Below are 16,389 nucleotides of genomic sequence, written 5' to 3'. Positions count from 1 at the left end.
TAAAGCTAACAATCATTCTTAGGAGAATAGAGCAATTTTAAGGTGTAAGAAAAAAGAATATATGAAACAGATAAAGCCATTTGGCAATCATTTATGCGTAATCGCGGTATTAATGATGTTCTTCTCGTGTGCTGAGAATAAAGAAGAAGCACCAAAAAAACGACCAAATATTTTGTTCATCATGTCAGATGATCACGCGTACCAAGCTATAAGTGCGTATGACAGTAAATTGATACAAACACCAAATATAGATCGGTTGGCAAAAGAAGGTATGTTGTTTACCAATGCCAGTGTTACCAATTCAATTTGTGCACCATCAAGGGCAACAATATTAACAGGAAAGCATACCCATATCAATGGTAAAATAGATAATTTAATGCCCTTTGATACTACACAGGTTACTTTTCCTCAGATTTTTCAAGAAAACGGGTATGAAACAGCCATGTTTGGAAAGTTACATTTTGGGAATAATCCAAAAGGTGTAGACGAGTCTATGATATTACCTGATCAGGGATTTTATCTGAATCCGGATTTTATAGATACTAAAGGGGATACTACGACTATTACTGGTTATGTTACGGATATCATTACCGATTTAACATTGGGTTGGTTGCAAGAAAAGCGCAACAAGGAAAAGCCGTTTATGATGATGTACATGCACAAGGCGCCACATAGACCTTGGTGGCCAAGTCCGGAAAAGTTTGCGGAATTTACGAATAAGGAATTTCCAGAACCTGAAACCCTTTTTGATGATTATAAGAATAGGGGCACCGCTGCAAAAACGGCGGAAATGAATCTATTGACTCATATGATGTATAGTCATGATAGTAAAATTAGACCAGAACTTCTTCAAGAAATGGGTGATAAGGTATCACCAAAAGTTGAGGAATTCGAGAATGGTTTTTATGGTCCTTATGGCAGGGCAAATGCAGCTCAAAAAGCGAAATACGATGTGGTTTTAGACAAAATAAATGCTGATTTTAAAACAAATTGGCCAAACATGACCGAGCAGGAAAAAATGCGATGGAAGTATCAACGCTACATGCAAGATTATTTAGCCTGTATTTCATCTGTGGATGATAATGTGGGTCGTGTTTTGGATTATTTGGATGAAAGCGGATTGGCAGAAAATACAATAGTGGTTTATACTTCTGATCAAGGGTTTTATTTAGGTGAGCATGGCTGGTTCGATAAAAGATTTATTTATGATGAGTCTTTTAAGACACCGTTATTGGTTCGTTGGCCCAATAAAATTACCCCTGGTAGTAAAGAAAATGAAATGGTACAAAACCTGGATTTTGCACCCACTTTACTTGAAGCCGCCAATATTCCTGTACCAACGGATATGCAAGGGGAGAGCTTAATGCCCTTACTAACGGGAGAAAAGGAAAAATGGGATAGAGATGCGGTGTATTACCAGTATTATGAATACCCTAGTGTACATATGGTAAAACGTCACTATGGCATTGTGACCAAAGAATATAAGCTGATCCATTTTTATTATGATGTTGATGAATGGGAATTGTATGATAGATTAAAAGATCCTCAAGAGCTCAACAACGTTTTTAATGATTCAGCGTATGCAGCAGTAGTCAAAGAAATGAAAACAAAGTTAGATGAACTCCGTGTAAAATATGGAGATTCATCTGAATTGGATCAGAAGTATATAGAGATTTATAAAAACATGAAAACAGAAAAGGAAAATGATTTTTGGTAAAAAAATAGGTAAAGGTATTGTAATAAAAACCTTAGTTGTTGTTCATTTTTTGATTTATAGTACGTCTTTATCTGCGCAAACCGAAGTTGCTTCATTGGCAGCTTTGGTACCCTATTTAGCGCAAGATAGTGTCAATGTAGTTGTAAAGAAAGGTGTATATAATATCACGGTAAAAGATATAGAAAATGGCACGTTTAAGTCTTACACAAATATTGATGATCATAATGCATTGGTGCTATTGTTGTTTAGTGGTGATAATAGTACTTATGATTTTACGGATGTGACCATTAATGTAGAAACAAAGGTTCTTACGGCATTTAAGAACTATCGTGAATTTTATGAACTTCAAATAACGGGTAATAACAATGTTATAAAGAACTTAACCCTGGCAGATGTAGGATCTGTGCATGACCATCCAACTAGAAGGGCTTGTAATGTGGTTATGGATGGAGCTAGCAACAGAATAGAAGGGCTACATTTAAGTACCAAAGGATCTTACCCGTATGGTTATGGAGAAACGTTTGGAAAAGGAGGAAAAAATGTAATTCCTCATTTTAAGCATTCTGCCTTTTTGGTTCGGGGTTATAAGAATCATGTGAAAAACTGTACAATAATTCACCGATCTTATGGACATGCCTTGTTTATGCAGGCGGCAGATGAACCGTTAATTGAAGGTTGTTATATAGAAGGTACCATGCGATCAACAGATGATATGCTTGCCGAAACCGGAACGGGTACAGATGGAGATAAAGCAGGTTTCATGACATATTTTGGGTATAAGTTGCCACCAGGTTATATGATGAGCCTGGGCGAAGGAGGTATAAGAGCATATAATGGAGGGGAAACTATAATTGATGGTGTGGAGTATAACCGTGGAACTTCTAACCCAACGATCATTAATTGCACGGTAAAGAATATGAGGGCAGGTGTAACACTGACCCATGCAACAGGTAAAAAGTATGTGTCGGGAACAACAACTATTGGTTGCGAGAGAGGTTTTTGCATTGGCACGGGAGATATTGTAGATTGTTATGCAGATACCCAATATGGTCCAGCACTTGGGGTAGATTATATTACGGACAGTGGTACAAATGCAGATATAACCTTGCTTCCGTATGAAGGGGAGTCCTATAACGGTAGTGGTCATGCAGCCATCATTATAGGAAGCAATCATAAAATTACCCTTAGGAGTGCTATCCCTGATCCTGATCAGAATTTAAAAATTCAAATTGGTGGTGATAACAAAACGATAGGCTTACTAAAATCAGATGAAAATTATACCGCATCGCATATTTTACTTCATAATTTAACAGTGTATCCCGTTATTCTCGATGAAGATAGCAGTGGTATTAAGGGGGTATCTGCGGGTAAGGTTATAGATGAAGGGCAAAATAATCACCTTTCTTATAAATCAATTTTTCAAGATTAGAATACAATTAACGCACAAGAATTATAATATATCTATGTTTTTAAAATCAAATCTATCGGTATTCAACTTTCATCAAATATCCTTTGTCCTATTTGGGGCTATGACCATACTATGCACATCTTGTGAAGAGGAGAAGGATTCGGTCTCCACCGTTGAAAAAAAGCCTAATGTAATATTGATATTGGTAGATGATCAAGGTTATGGTGATATCGCGGCTTTGGGTAACCCATATATAAAAACGCCTAATATAGATAAGCTGCACGCTACAAGTGCCAGATTTACGGATTATCATGTAAATCCTACATGTGCGCCAACAAGGGCAGCACTTTTAACAGGGCATAATGCAAATAGAACGGGAGTTTGGCATACCATTAACGGTAGGTCTTTATTATTGGAACGAGAAACGACCATGGCCGAGATTTTTAAGGAGAACGGCTATTCCACTTCAATTTTTGGTAAATGGCATTTAGGGGATAACTATCCGTTTAGGCCAGAGGATAATGGTTTTGATGAGGTATTATCTCACGGCGGTGGCGGTATGGAGCAAACTATGGATTATTGGGATAACGATTATTTTGATGACATGTACATACATAATGGGGAATTGAAAAGATTTGAAGGGTACAGTACAGATATTTGGTTCAATGAGGCAATTAAGCATATTGAAAAAAATAAGGATAAACCTTTCTTTTGTTACCTACCTACCAATACTGCGCATTCACCATATTTTGTGGCGGATAAGTATATAGCACCATACAAGGATAATGAAGCCATTCCGTTACCAGCTTTCTATGGTATGATCGCCAATATAGATGAAAATATAGGTAAGTTGGTTGACTATCTAGAAACCTCAGAATTGATGGATAATACCATACTTATCTTCACCACCGATAACGGTACCGCCCAAGGAGCCAAAACAGATGGACACCGATTAGACGGCTTTATTAAGAAAGGTTTCAATGCAGGTATGCGTGGGGTGAAAGCAAGTAAATACGAGGGTGGTCACCGTGTGCCACTATTTATCCATTGGAAGAATGGAGGAATTACCGTTGGCAAGGATATTAACGAGTTGACCGCTCATTTTGATGTATTGCCAACTTTGGTAGAAATGTGTGGTTTAGAGGTGGATGATGATATTTCTTTTGACGGAAAGAGTTTGCTGCCCTTGATCAAAGGGGAAAGCAATGATTTTAAAGAACGTATTGTAATTACCAATTCTCAGCGTACTGAGAATCCTGAGCCATGGCGTAGAACATCCTTAATGCAAGGGAAATGGCGATTGGTAGATAGTACCGAGCTTTATAATTTAGAAACTGATCCAGAACAGCGAGAGAATATAGCCTCTATGCATCCTGAAAAAATGAAACAATTTAAGGATGCATATGATCAATGGTGGCAAGATTTGCTTCCAACGTATAATGATCTTCCAAGAATTTATGTTGGCCATGAAAAGGAAAATCCTACCAAATTGTATTGTCATGATTGGCATACAGAAGGGGATAGCCCTTGGCACCAAAGGCATATAAGAACGGGTTATAGGGATAATGGTTATTGGGCAATACATGTGGACCAGCCAGGTACATATTCAGTAAAACTGCGTAGATGGCCAGAAGAAACACAGTTGGCCTTAAATGCAGAGGCACCTATTAGACCAGCAAAAGAAGGGACCAGTGTTTCTGCAAGTAAACCCGGTAAATCTTTGCCAATTACCAAAGCGAGGTTAAAAGTGCAGCATTTCAATAGTGAAATTAAAGTGGATCCTACTCAGGAATATGCAGAATTTAAGGTGGATTTAACCGAAGGGGAAGCTGAACTGCAAACATGGTTTACGTTGGATAACAATGAAACACTTGGTGCATATTTTGTAAGCCTAGAAAAAATTGAATAGGTTAATTGATTGATTTTTAAGGGTTAAATATATTGTGATTCATAATTTATCGATAATGAATCATGAGTTATAAGTATATGGGGATTAATTTTTCATATTGCACAAGGTCATTAGGCAACTTAAACAGGTTATGAGTAAACACAATCAAAATTTTAATTTCGCAGCATTGGTGTTAATGACCTTTCTGTTTAATTATGGCTGTGCCCAAACGGCTAAAGTAATGGTCTTGAATGATTCTTTAGAAGTGCGATCTACACTTTTATATGAGGAAAATTTTAATGAAGACCTAAGTTCTTGGCAGGTGGAGCAGATGCCTGGGGGAATAGCTAAAATCAATAATGAAAAGCTTGAAATTGATGATGTCGCAGGTTGTACAATTTGGTTTAAAAAAGAACTATCCGGACCATTAATGATTGAATACGATGCCTATATCATATCTGACGGAGGAGAAAACGACCGGGTTTCTGATATGAACTGTTTTTGGATGGCAAAAGATGTAGAACATCCGGATAATTTATTTGAAAATTCAGCCAAAAGACACGGTAAGTTTACAAATTATGATAGTCTACGGCTGTATTATATGGGCGTAGGTGGTCATGACAATACCAAAACCAGATTTAGAAGATATGTAGGTAATGGAGAAAGACCGTTATTGGCGGCACATGATTTTTCTAAACAGGAGTTTTTGCTAGAACCTAATACCACGTATCATATTAAAATCATTGCGTATGACAATGTTATTCAATATTACAGAAATGGAGTCAAAATGATCGATCTAAATGATGATGATCCTTATACCAGTGGATATTTTGGGTTCAGAACGGTGAACAATCATATGACAATTGATAACTTTAAAGTATACGGATTAAAACAATAATAAATATATAATTAAATGTCTACAACCTATAATACAAGATACGCTTCTAGCCCAGAGGCAGTTAAGAAATATGACACAACAGCTTTAAGGGACGAGTTTTTGATCAATGACCTTATGAAAGAGGGCGAGATCAATTTAACCTACACCCATTACGATCGCTATATTGCTGGTTCTGCAGTGCCAAAATCTAATTTGAAACTGGAAACTATTGATCCTTTAAAGGCAGCGTTTTTCTTGGAGAGAAGAGAAATGGGTATCATCAATGTAGGTGATTCAGGAGCCGTTGAAGTAGACGGTGAAAATTATAGTCTTGGTCATAAAGACGCGCTCTATATTGGCATGGGTGCAAAAGATGTCATTTTTAAAAGTGATGACCCTAAAAAACCGGCTAAGTTTTATATCAATTCAGCACCGGCACATACCAATTTTCCAACTAAAAAAGTAAGCTTGGAAGAGGCGAATAAATTGGAGCTCGGATCTTTGGAAACTGCAAACCATAGAACGGTTAGTCAAATGATCATTGGTGGTGTGGTTACTACATGTCAGTTGCAAATGGGTATGACCAAGTTAAAGACCGGTAGTGTTTGGAACACTATGCCGGCACACGTGCACGATCGTAGAATGGAGGTATATTTTTATCTAGATGTGCCAGAAGGTCAAGCAGTTTGTCATTTTATGGGTCAACCCCAAGAAACAAGACATATATGGATGCATAACCACCAAGCGGTAATTTCACCACCATGGTCTATACATTGTGGGTCAGGAACTTCAAATTACACCTTTATCTGGGGTATGGCAGGTGAGAATTTAGATTACAGTGATATGGATGTTGCTGCAATAACAGAATTAAAGTAAAATTATGTCTACAGAATTATTTAGTTTAATAGGAAAAGTGGCATTGGTAACCGGTAGCACCCATGGTCTAGGTATGGCAATGGCAAAAGGATTGGGACTTGCAGGTGCAAAGTTGATCGTTAACGGTAATTCATCGCAAACTAAGATTGATGATGCCGTTGCATTTTATAAATCATTGGGTATAGATGCATACGGATTCAAGTTTAACGTAACCGATGAAAAAGCGGTTGAAAAAGCTATTAACGATATTCAAGCTTCAGTTGGCACCATTGATATTCTTGTGAATAATGCAGGGATCATTAAAAGAACACCTCTAGAAGAAATGGAAGTTGAGGACTTTAAAGAAGTTATCAATGTTGATTTAGTGAGTCCGTTTATAGTATCCAAACATGTGGTGAAAACCATGATAGCCAGAAAGCAAGGTAAGATTATTAATATTTGCTCAATGATGAGTGAATTGGGTAGAAATACCGTAGGGGCTTACGCGGCCGCAAAAGGCGGATTAAAAATGTTGACCCAAAATATGGCTACCGAATGGGCTAAGCATAACATACAGGTCAATGGTATAGGACCAGGGTATTTTGCAACCAGTCAAACCGCGCCTATACGTGTAGATGGTCACCCTTTCAATGAATTTATTGTAAATAGGACACCGGCAGCAAAATGGGGAGACCCAGATGATTTGGCAGGTGCAGCGGTATTTTTATCGTCTAAGGCGAGCGATTTCGTAAACGGACATATTTTGTATGTAGATGGTGGTATTTTGGCAACCATTGGTAAACCAAGTAATGAAAACTAAAATTATGATTAACCAGATCCATTTAAAGTATTGTGCAGTAGTAGTTACCTTATTTTTAATAGGCTGTACAGGTGAAAAACCGTTAGAAATTGAAGTTGTAAATCATTTGAATATTGATCGTTCATTGGAGACCGTTGAAATTGATTTGGCACTTTTACAATCTGACGAATCTTTAAAATTGGTCACGGGAAAATCATACAAGGTCAGTGAAGTAGGTAGTGGTACTGAATTAGTTTCGCAGCTAAGTGATGTTGATGGAGATGGCGCGGCAGATGTTCTTCTGATTCAACCGGAAATAGCGGCAAATTCAAGTAAAACTTTTAACATCTCACTTAAGGATGCTGTAGCAGGGTCAGAAGATATTCCAATATGTTATTCAAGATTTGTTCCGGAGCGAACGGATGATTATGCTTGGGAAAATGATAGGGTAGCATTTAGAACCTATGGTCCTGTGGCGCAAAAAATGATAGAGGACAGTATACCCGGTGGAACATTATCCAGTGGTATGGATGCGTGGTTAAAAAGGGTGGATTATCCAATAATCAATAAATGGTACAAGAAAGAATTGGAAACTGAAGGCACTTACCATGAAGATGACGGCGAGGGTTTAGATAATTTTCATGTTGGCACTAGCAGAGGAGTAGGTGGTATTGCTGTCAAGGCGGACACTACATATCAATTTTCAAGAAATTTTACAGATTATAAAACTATTGAAACCGGACCGCTCAGAACTAGTTTCTGGATTACGTACGCACCATGGAAGGCAGGAGATAAAACCATAGCGGAAAAGAAGTTTATTTCTTTGGATCGTGGAAGTAACCTGTCTAAATACAGAGTTGAAGTCAACGGCTCGGAAACCATTTCCGTTGGCCTTACACTTCATGAAAAAGATGGGGAAATTGCTGCTGAGGTAGAACAGGGTTGGGTCAGTTATTGGGAACCATATTTTGGCTCTGAATTAGGAACAGGTGTCGTAGTTCCTTCCAACGCTATGTTGGGATATGATAAATATATGACCAATGCCAAAGATCTAAGTAATTTGTATGCACAAGTTAAAGTGATAAATGGCGAAGCGGTTTATTATACCGGATTTGGATGGAAAAAAAGCAAACAATTTAATAGCAAAGAAGAGTGGAACGCTTATTTAAAGGAATTTGCCCAAAAGGTGAATGCACCATTAGAAGTTAAAGTGAAGTAGTTGGTTACTTATACGGATGATTGTTTTGCACCATAGTTGAGTTATATGAACTCATAGCAAAACAATCATCCGTTTTATATTAGTTGATTTTTTTAATCAAATGATTTGGAAAATCTTTCGTGTTCTTACAGCATACTTGCTCCATTACCTGTTGTAATTCGGTCTTTAATAATGAAATCGTATGATTTCCTCCTTCATTTCCCAATGCCGCTACACCGTACATAAAAGAACGACCTAAAAAGGTGAATTCAGCCCCAGAAGCCATTGTTCTGGCAATATCTGGACCAGAGCGTAAGCCGCTATCCATCATAACTTTTATTTGGTCGCTATATTTTTCTGCAATTCTAGTCAACGGTCTTATAGTAGATTCCCCTGCATCTAATTGTCTGCCACCGTGGTTAGAAACAATAATACCATCAATACCCAGTCGTATGGCTTTTTCGGTATCCATTTCAGAAGCCACGCCTTTGAGTACCAATTTACCTTTCCACATATCGCGGATAGGTTTAATTTTTTCCTCGTTTAATCTGCCGGTAAAAGTTTGATCCATGAATTTTCCTAGTTGTTTTAAATCTAGGTTTTTGGGCATATAAGGCTTAAGCGTTTCAAAGTTGGGCTGACCATGAATTAGGGTTTTCATTGCCCATTCTGGTTTTCCTAAAATTTGTAGAATATTCTTTACGCTCATTTTTGGTGGCATAGCCAATCCATTTCTAATATCCCTTGGTCTAAATCCAAAAGTTGGTACATCTGATAAAATGACTAGAACCGGGCATTCTGCCTGTGCAGCTCGGTTGATCATATCATCGCGTAATCTATTTTCGGTCGGATGATATAATTGAAACCATGCCTGACCTTCGGTAATTTCAGAAATTCTTTCAATACTACTTGTAGAAACCGTACTTAAAACAAAGGGTACATTGTGTTCAAAAGCCGCCTTGGCTAGAATTTCCGGAGCATTGGGCCACATGAGCCCCTGGAGACCAACTGGTGCTATACCAAAAGGAGCATCGTATGTATGCCCAAAAAGTTCGGTTTTCATATCGGATCCCGTATGCTTACTTAAATAGCTGGGCGATAATTCCACTTTTCTGATATCGCTCGTATTTTTAATGAGGTTCACATCTTCATTACAACCACCATCCAAATATTCAAAAGCAAATTTTGGAATTTTTTTCTTCGCCTTGTTTCTTAAATCGGTAACTGAAGGGTATTTGTTGTTAATGGTAATTTTGGCTTTACTCATAATTCAAATATTTTGTTCATTAGTCGCCATTTTTCTCCTGGTTTTGAGTTTGGTATAGCTTGTTGATACTTCCACATTAAAGTTTCCCATTCTTGCACTTTGACATTTCTTTCATCAGCTTGTTGCTTTTTGTCAAATGAGAATAAGGGGTTGGTTTCCATAATCATGAAAAGCCTGTTTTCTACTAGATAAATATCTAAATTTTCAATGTGAGAACCTTTGATACTTTCAATAATTTCTGGCCACACATTTTTATGGTGCTCAATATATTCGTTGATCAAGGTTTCATCGTTCTTCAAATCTAACGCAAAACAGTGTTTTTGATTCTTCATGCTAATTCTGATAATATTTATGGGTCATTTGTCCGTAGAAAGCAATAACCACAAAACAGATTAATGGTAATATAAAAGAAAAGTTGACCTCGGATAACCCTAGTATTTCCGTGTCATTGACACCAAATCCGCCAACGTCTATTATTTTACCCTGTAGACCAGGCATTAAGGCACCACCAACGATAGCCATAACAAGACCTGCAGCACCAATTTTAGATTCCTCTTCTTCTAAATTTTCTAAGGCAATACCATAAATTGTAGGGAACATTACGGACATGCATAATGATAGTGCTACCAAACAATAAAGCCCTATGGTGCCTACTAAGAACATGGTTCCCAAAGATGCGATAATAGCGGCAATGGCATATAATAACAGTAATTTTCCAGAGGATATAAACCTTAGAAGATACGTGCCAATTACCCTGCCTACTAAAAAGAGGATAAAGGCGATAATTTGATAATTTGCGGCGGTTTCACTTTCCATACCAATAGCCTCTGCATATTGGTAAATATAGGTCCAACACATAATCTGTGCTCCAACATAGAATATTTGGGAAACCACACCAAAGACATATTTTTTATTCTTTTTCAATGAATTAAATGTATGGGACAGGCTAGGTATGTTGCCATCACCTTGTGATTGTGGCATTTTACTAACGGCGATCAATACCAAAATTGCCAATATAACCAAGCCTAAGACTACATAGGGATCTCTGATCACCATTAAATCTGAAGTTCTTATGAGAGATTTTTTTGCTTCGGATAAGGCACTATAATTTTCAACATCGTCAGATTGTAAATTTTTAAGTACAAATTGCTGGGCCACTAAAAGTCCCAATAACAGACCAATAGGGTTAAAGGCTTGTGCCAAGTTTAATCTTTGGGTCGCGGTTTTAGGGTCACCCATTGCCAATATGTACGGATTGGCGGTTGTTTCTAAAAAGGCAAGACCAAATGTTAGAATATATAGACCTAAGCAGAAGAACCAAAACTGTTCTGTTATGGCCGCAGGATAAAAAAGTAATGCGCCTACCGCATATAAGGCCAAGCCAATGATAACACCTACTTTATAGGAATATTTGCGAACAAATAACGCTGCCGGTAAGGCCATGCAAAAATAACCACCATAAAAAGCCATTTGTACCCATGCAGCCTGAGAATTAGATAGCTCCAATACCTTTTTAAATGCTTGTACCATAGGATCCGTAACGGCATTTGCAAAACCCCAAAGAGCGAATAAAGAAGTTATTAAAATAAATGGTAACAAAGTTTTTCTTGATACAATGGGTGTTTTATCTGTCTTTGACATGGGTGGTGAGTTTTGTTGTTAAGTTGAAAGGTTAGAAAGCAAAGTCAGCGTTATAGGGCGCGGTCCAAATGGCTGTAGCCACCATCTACAAATATGAGTTGACCTGTGGTATGACTGGATTTTTCAGAAAGTAAGAAAGCGACCATATCTGCAATTTCTTCTGCTGTGGTCATTCTATTTTCTAAAGGAATTTTTTCGGTAATCTTACCAAGTCTTTCTTCTGGGTTTGGAAATGATTTTATCCAACGATCGTACAACGGTGTATAACATTCGGCAACAATGACTGCATTTACACGAATGGAATAGGGTAGTAGCTCAACCGCCCATTCTCTTGTAAGTGCATTTCTGCCTCCGTTTGCTGCGGCATAACCAGAAGTGCCACCTTGACCGGTTACCGAGGTTTTAGAGCCGATATTTACTATTGCTCCCTTGTTTCTTTTAAGTTCAGGCAGCGCATAGTGTGCCATCATGTAATAATGGGTAAGATTTCTGGAAATGGAACGCATAAAATCTTCATGATTACCATCTTCTAACCCTACCGAATCATTTACTCCGGCATTATTGACCAAGCCGTCAATTCTACCAAAACGTGCTATACAGCTATCAACGGCCTCTTTACATTTTTGAGGGTCTGTCAGCTCGGCAAAAGCATACCCTGCTTGTCCGCCTTCTTTTTCTATCTCAGAAATTACCGATACAATATTCGCTTTATTTCTACCTAGAATATATGGTATGGCACCTTCTTTTGCTAGGCAAATACTTATACCTCTACCAATTCCAGATGAACCTCCAGATACTATGATAACTTTATTTTTCAGATTTAAATCCATCGTTGGTAATTTTAATATGATTAATTGATTATGCGTTTAAGTTGTAAAAATCCATAGCGTTCAATCCCATAATTTGTGCTTGCTCTGTAAGCGATAGTTGCTGGATGTAAGACGTGATAATGTCTTTGTTTTTGGCATAACTACCCGCCAATAGGCAAACAGGCCAATCTGAACCGAACATTATGCGGTTTGTGCCAAATGCCTCAAATACAACATCGATATACGGAGTGAAATCGGAAGTTTTCCAACTGCTCCAATTTGCTTCGGTACTTAGGCCCGATAGTTTACAATATACATTTGGGTTTTTGGCAAGTGTTGTAATAGCGGCTTTCCAATCATTTATTTCACCAGATTTAATAGGTGGTTTGGCAATATGGTCAACAACAAATTTTTGATTTGAAAATTTTGAAACCAATTGAGTGCTGTTCTTTAATTGATTGGGGAACACCAAAAGATCGTAGGTTAGATTTAAGGCCGCTAATTCACCAATGCCGTTCATAAAGGCTTGATCTAAAATAAAGTCTTCCTTTTCAGCTTGTAGAATATGGCGCACACCTTTAAAAAGTTTGTTTTGGACAAAATGTTCCAAGCGTTTTTGCACATTACTATCACATAAGTCTACCCAGCCAACTACACCTTTTATTACATTGTTTTCTGCAGCCAAGTTTAATAAGAAGGCAGTCTCGTTTTCAGATTGATCCGCTTGTACGGCAATACAACCATCAACATTGTTTTCAGTAAGTATTGGTTTTAAATCACTAGGTAAAAAATCACATTGTATGATTTTCATAGTGCTATCGATCCAACTATCTCTAACCGGGTCATACTTCCAAAAATGTTGATGGCTGTCTATGATCATTTTGTATATGCCTTGGCAACTTGTTTAGAGCTTCCTAATTTTTCAATACCTAATTCAACCACATCACCTGGGTTTAAATATCTTGGCGGATTAAAACCCAAACCTACACCAAAAGGAGTACCTGTAGATATGATATCACCCGGTAATAGGGTCATGTATTGGCTAATGTAACTAACCAATTCTGGAACATTGAAAACTAAATCTTCGGTATTACTGTTTTGTAATAGTTCTCCATTGACCTTTAACCATAGGTCTAAATTGTGTGGATCGCTAACTTCTTCTTTGGTAGCTAAAAACGGACCTATAGGGGCAAAAGTATCACAACTTTTACCTTTTACCCATTGCCCTTCTTTTTCTAATTGAAACTCCCTTTCGCTATAATCATTATGCAATGTGTAACCCGCTACATAGTCTATGGCATCGGCTTCTTCAACATAGCTTGCTTTTTTACCAATAACTACGGCAAGCTCTACCTCCCAGTCGGTCTTCTTACTATTCTTTGGGATGATGACATCATCATTGGGTCCTACGATAGCAGAAGTTGCCTTAAAGAACAATACAGGTTCGGTAGGTACTTTCATGCCACTTTCTGCTGCATGTTTGGCATAGTTCAACCCAACGCAAACAATTTTAGAAGGTTTTTTTAGGGGAGGTCCCAACCTAGTACTCTTATCTATTTTAGGTAAATCATTAGCTTTTTCATCAACCCAAGATGTAAGTCGGGCTAAACCGTCGTTCTCAAAAAACAGTTCATCATAATCTTCACCAAAACCTGAAGTATCTATCCAATCGCCATTATCAAGAATTACTCCCGGTTTCTCATTTTCAGGTATTCCAAATCGTATTAATTTCATTGTATATAATTTATCCGTTAAGTTTTATGAATCCCCCGTCAATAGGGAAATCCGTTCCAGTTATAAAAGAAGCTTCGTCTGAACAAAGGTATAGGGCTAGGTCAGCAACTTCTTGAGGTTTGCCCATTCTGCCAATTGGCTGTGTGGCAGAAAGGTTTTTGAACATTTCTTCTTCTTGTCCCGGGTAATTGGCTTTAATGAACCCGTCAACAAAAGGAGTGTGTATTCTAGCCGGTGAAATACAATTGCAACGAATACCGTCTTTAATATAATCTTTGGCTATGGAATAGGTCATGGTCAATATGGCTCCTTTGCTCATAGAATAGGCAAAACGGTCATTTAAACCTACGCTAGAAGCTATAGATGCCATATTAATGATGACTCCCCCATGTTTCTTCATAGTGGGAATAAGAGCATACATACAGTTATACGGGCCTTTAACATTGACATCATAAACGCGATCTAAATCTGTTTCGGCAGTTTTTTCAATATTACCTACATGGGCTATACCTGCATTATTAATTAAAATATGAATATCATGTTTTGAAGCAATTTCATTGATTACCTCAACTACCTGCTTTTGATCAACAACATTGCAGTTATATGCTGTAGCTGATCCACCTTGTTCTTTAATTAAGTTTACAGTGTTTTGGGCATGGTCTGCATTTAATTCCAAAATATGAACGTTGGCTCCTTGCGCAGCAAAAGTTGTAGAAATTGCTTGACCAATACCACTACCACCGCCGGTTATTATAGCGTTTTTACCTTTTAGGTTAAACTTCATGTTTCTATCGTTTATTTGTTAGGTAATTCTTCTTTCCAAAATGCCCCATCAGGAAAAGTATAGGTGTCCAATGACTCTTCTTTCATAGTAATACTATAGCCTGGTAGTTTTGGGGGCATGTATGCTCCGTCCTTAATAACCACAGGGTCATAAAAATGTTCGTGCAAATGATCAACAAATTCTATAATTCTATTTTCCATACTACCGCTTATAGCTATAAAGTCTATCATGGATAGGTGTTGAACGTACTCACAAAGCCCTACACCACCTGCATGCGGGCAAACAGGGATGTTGAATTTAGCGGCCATTAACAATATGGCCAAAATTTCGTTTACGCCACCAACCCTACAGCTATCAATTTGGCATATGCCAATGGCACCGGCCTGCATTAGTTGCTTAAAGATTACCCTATTTTGACAATGTTCACCTGTTGCAACTTCAATGGGTTTAACTGCTTTGGCAATTTTAGCATGACCTAAAATATCATCGGGACTAGTTGGTTCTTCAATCCACCACGGGTTGAATTTTTTAAGCGATTCCATGTTGGTGATCGCTTCGTCAACATCCCATTTTTGGTTGGCATCCATCATGAGTTTTAGATCGTCTCCAATTTCTTCACGAATAATTGCGGCACGTCTCATATCATCCTTTAGGTCAGAACCAACTTTGATTTTCATATGCTTAAAGCCACTCTCCTTAGCTTCTTTGCAAAGACGTCTCATTTTATCATCGGAATACCCTAACCAACCTGCCGATGTAGTATATGCAGGGTAGCCTTTATCCTTCAGATAAGCAATACGTTCTTGTTTGGTAGCTTCATTTTTACTTAAAAGTTCAAGAGCTTCTTTAGGAGTTATGGCATCTGTAATGTAAGTGAAATCTATACATGAGACCAATTCAGCGGGAGTCATATCTGCCAATAATTTCCAAAGCGGTTTCTTCTCTACCTTGGCATATAGATCCCAAACGGCATTTACAATAGCGCCAGTGGCTAAGTGAATAACCCCTTTTTCAGGACCCAACCATCTCAATTGGCTGTCACCGGTAATCATTTTCCAAAAAGCGCCCATATTCGAGGTAAAGCTTTCCAAAGATTTACCAATGACTAAATGAGAAAGAGATGTTATGGCCTGGGTGCAAAGTTCATTACCTCTACCTATAGTAAAGGTTAATCCGTGACCTTCATGGCCATCAGGTGCATTAGTCTTTAAAATAACGTATGCAGCACTATAATCTGGATCAGGATTCATGGCGTCTGATCCGTCTAAAGACTTACTTGTAGGAAAGCGAATGTCCCTTGAGATGACGTCAGTAATTATAATTGAATTTGACATTGATTTTGTTTTATTCAAAAATAGGGGGACAGATGACCTAAAACCACCACATAAAATACCAAATCTGATACTTTTTTT

General features: G+C 37.9%; 15 protein-coding genes. 7 read left to right on the top strand and 8 right to left on the bottom strand.

Annotated features, from left to right (window positions below):
• Window positions 1-61: 61 nt before the first annotated feature.
• From YQ22_RS02080 to YQ22_RS02050, 7 genes are all read left to right on the top strand, one after another.
• A complete protein-coding gene (locus YQ22_RS02080) occupies window positions 62-1,717 on the top strand; it encodes a sulfatase family protein (protein ID WP_071339887.1) in 1,656 nt (551 codons plus the stop codon).
• On the top strand, window positions 1,704-3,146 hold the full coding sequence (locus YQ22_RS02075; protein WP_071339886.1) for a hypothetical protein: 1,443 nt from the start codon (window positions 1,704-1,706) through the stop codon (window positions 3,144-3,146). Before YQ22_RS02080 ends, YQ22_RS02075 begins: the two co-directional genes overlap by 14 nt.
• A gap of 34 nt (window positions 3,147-3,180) precedes the next feature.
• The gene (locus YQ22_RS02070) at window positions 3,181-5,034 is read left to right on the top strand and encodes an arylsulfatase (RefSeq protein ID WP_198033505.1); all 1,854 of its coding nucleotides are present in this window, start codon (window positions 3,181-3,183) and stop codon (window positions 5,032-5,034) included.
• A 130-nt stretch (window positions 5,035-5,164) separates the two neighbouring features.
• A complete protein-coding gene (locus YQ22_RS02065; protein WP_071339884.1) occupies window positions 5,165-5,911 on the top strand; it encodes a DUF6250 domain-containing protein in 747 nt (248 codons plus the stop codon).
• 15 nt (window positions 5,912-5,926) lie between these two features.
• Complete coding sequence (gene kduI / locus YQ22_RS02060; protein ID WP_071339883.1) at window positions 5,927-6,766, top strand: 5-dehydro-4-deoxy-D-glucuronate isomerase; 840 nt, start codon at window positions 5,927-5,929, stop codon at window positions 6,764-6,766.
• 4 nt (window positions 6,767-6,770) lie between these two features.
• Window positions 6,771-7,565 (top strand): gluconate 5-dehydrogenase, encoded by a 795-nt coding sequence (locus YQ22_RS02055; RefSeq protein WP_071339882.1) that lies wholly within the window; start codon window positions 6,771-6,773, stop codon window positions 7,563-7,565.
• On the top strand, window positions 7,555-8,763 hold the full coding sequence (locus YQ22_RS02050) for a DUF4861 family protein (protein ID WP_071342469.1): 1,209 nt from the start codon (window positions 7,555-7,557) through the stop codon (window positions 8,761-8,763). Before YQ22_RS02055 ends, YQ22_RS02050 begins: the two co-directional genes overlap by 11 nt.
• A 79-nt stretch (window positions 8,764-8,842) precedes the next feature.
• Here the strand turns inward: YQ22_RS02050 and YQ22_RS02045 are convergent, their stop codons facing one another.
• The 8 genes from YQ22_RS02045 to YQ22_RS02010 are packed head-to-tail and all read right to left on the bottom strand — an operon-like array spanning window position 8,843 to window position 16,311.
• Window positions 8,843-10,009, bottom strand: a complete 1,167-nt coding sequence (locus YQ22_RS02045; protein WP_071339881.1) for an alpha-hydroxy acid oxidase — start codon at window positions 10,007-10,009, stop codon at window positions 8,843-8,845.
• Window positions 10,006-10,341, bottom strand: coding sequence for an L-rhamnose mutarotase (locus tag YQ22_RS02040; protein WP_058105411.1), 336 nt, complete (start codon window positions 10,339-10,341; stop codon window positions 10,006-10,008). The genes YQ22_RS02045 and YQ22_RS02040 overlap by 4 nt, the downstream gene beginning before the upstream one ends.
• 1 nt (window position 10,342) lies before the next feature.
• Window positions 10,343-11,650, bottom strand: coding sequence for an L-fucose:H+ symporter permease (gene fucP, locus YQ22_RS02035; RefSeq protein WP_071339880.1), 1,308 nt, complete (start codon window positions 11,648-11,650; stop codon window positions 10,343-10,345).
• Window positions 11,651-11,700: 50 nt separating this feature from the next.
• Window positions 11,701-12,480, bottom strand: a complete 780-nt coding sequence (locus YQ22_RS02030; RefSeq protein ID WP_058105413.1) for an SDR family oxidoreductase — start codon at window positions 12,478-12,480, stop codon at window positions 11,701-11,703.
• A 28-nt stretch (window positions 12,481-12,508) separates the two neighbouring features.
• The gene (locus YQ22_RS02025) at window positions 12,509-13,339 is read right to left on the bottom strand and encodes an amidohydrolase family protein (protein WP_071339879.1); all 831 of its coding nucleotides are present in this window, start codon (window positions 13,337-13,339) and stop codon (window positions 12,509-12,511) included.
• A complete protein-coding gene (locus tag YQ22_RS02020; protein WP_071339878.1) occupies window positions 13,336-14,193 on the bottom strand; it encodes a fumarylacetoacetate hydrolase family protein in 858 nt (285 codons plus the stop codon). The genes YQ22_RS02025 and YQ22_RS02020 overlap by 4 nt, the downstream gene beginning before the upstream one ends.
• Before the next feature lie 10 nt (window positions 14,194-14,203).
• Window positions 14,204-14,977: an SDR family NAD(P)-dependent oxidoreductase gene (locus YQ22_RS02015; RefSeq protein ID WP_058105517.1), complete on the bottom strand. Its 774-nt coding sequence runs from the start codon at window positions 14,975-14,977 to the stop codon at window positions 14,204-14,206.
• A gap of 11 nt (window positions 14,978-14,988) precedes the next feature.
• Window positions 14,989-16,311, bottom strand: coding sequence for an L-fuconate dehydratase (locus YQ22_RS02010; protein ID WP_071339877.1), 1,323 nt, complete (start codon window positions 16,309-16,311; stop codon window positions 14,989-14,991).
• Between the last annotated feature and the right edge of the window lie 78 nt (window positions 16,312-16,389).

This window comes from Maribacter sp. 1_2014MBL_MicDiv (genome assembly GCF_001865655.1).
GTDB lineage: Bacteria > Bacteroidota > Bacteroidia > Flavobacteriales > Flavobacteriaceae > Maribacter > Maribacter dokdonensis.
Note: the sequence above shows the minus strand (reverse complement) of the source record. Positions and strands in the feature narration are given on the sequence as shown.

What these genes read in the sequence shown, in the direction of transcription:
- YQ22_RS02020 (WP_071339878.1), bottom strand. Translation starts at nt 14,193, where the DNA reads ATGAAATTAATACGATTTGGAATACCTGAAAATGAGAAACCGGGAGTA.
- kduI (WP_071339883.1), top strand. Translation starts at nt 5,927, where the DNA reads ATGTCTACAACCTATAATACAAGATACGCTTCTAGCCCAGAGGCAGTT.
- YQ22_RS02050 (WP_071342469.1), top strand. Translation starts at nt 7,555, where the DNA reads ATGAAAACTAAAATTATGATTAACCAGATCCATTTAAAGTATTGTGCA.
- fucP (WP_071339880.1), bottom strand. Translation starts at nt 11,650, where the DNA reads ATGTCAAAGACAGATAAAACACCCATTGTATCAAGAAAAACTTTGTTA.
- YQ22_RS02055 (WP_071339882.1), top strand. Translation starts at nt 6,771, where the DNA reads ATGTCTACAGAATTATTTAGTTTAATAGGAAAAGTGGCATTGGTAACC.
- YQ22_RS02080 (WP_071339887.1), top strand. Translation starts at nt 62, where the DNA reads ATGAAACAGATAAAGCCATTTGGCAATCATTTATGCGTAATCGCGGTA.
- YQ22_RS02070 (WP_198033505.1), top strand. Translation starts at nt 3,181, where the DNA reads ATGTTTTTAAAATCAAATCTATCGGTATTCAACTTTCATCAAATATCC.
- YQ22_RS02010 (WP_071339877.1), bottom strand. Translation starts at nt 16,311, where the DNA reads ATGTCAAATTCAATTATAATTACTGACGTCATCTCAAGGGACATTCGC.
- YQ22_RS02045 (WP_071339881.1), bottom strand. Translation starts at nt 10,009, where the DNA reads ATGAGTAAAGCCAAAATTACCATTAACAACAAATACCCTTCAGTTACC.
- YQ22_RS02015 (WP_058105517.1), bottom strand. Translation starts at nt 14,977, where the DNA reads ATGAAGTTTAACCTAAAAGGTAAAAACGCTATAATAACCGGCGGTGGT.
- YQ22_RS02065 (WP_071339884.1), top strand. Translation starts at nt 5,165, where the DNA reads ATGAGTAAACACAATCAAAATTTTAATTTCGCAGCATTGGTGTTAATG.
- YQ22_RS02025 (WP_071339879.1), bottom strand. Translation starts at nt 13,339, where the DNA reads ATGATCATAGACAGCCATCAACATTTTTGGAAGTATGACCCGGTTAGA.
- YQ22_RS02075 (WP_071339886.1), top strand. Translation starts at nt 1,704, where the DNA reads ATGATTTTTGGTAAAAAAATAGGTAAAGGTATTGTAATAAAAACCTTA.
- YQ22_RS02030 (WP_058105413.1), bottom strand. Translation starts at nt 12,480, where the DNA reads ATGGATTTAAATCTGAAAAATAAAGTTATCATAGTATCTGGAGGTTCA.
- YQ22_RS02040 (WP_058105411.1), bottom strand. Translation starts at nt 10,341, where the DNA reads ATGAAGAATCAAAAACACTGTTTTGCGTTAGATTTGAAGAACGATGAA.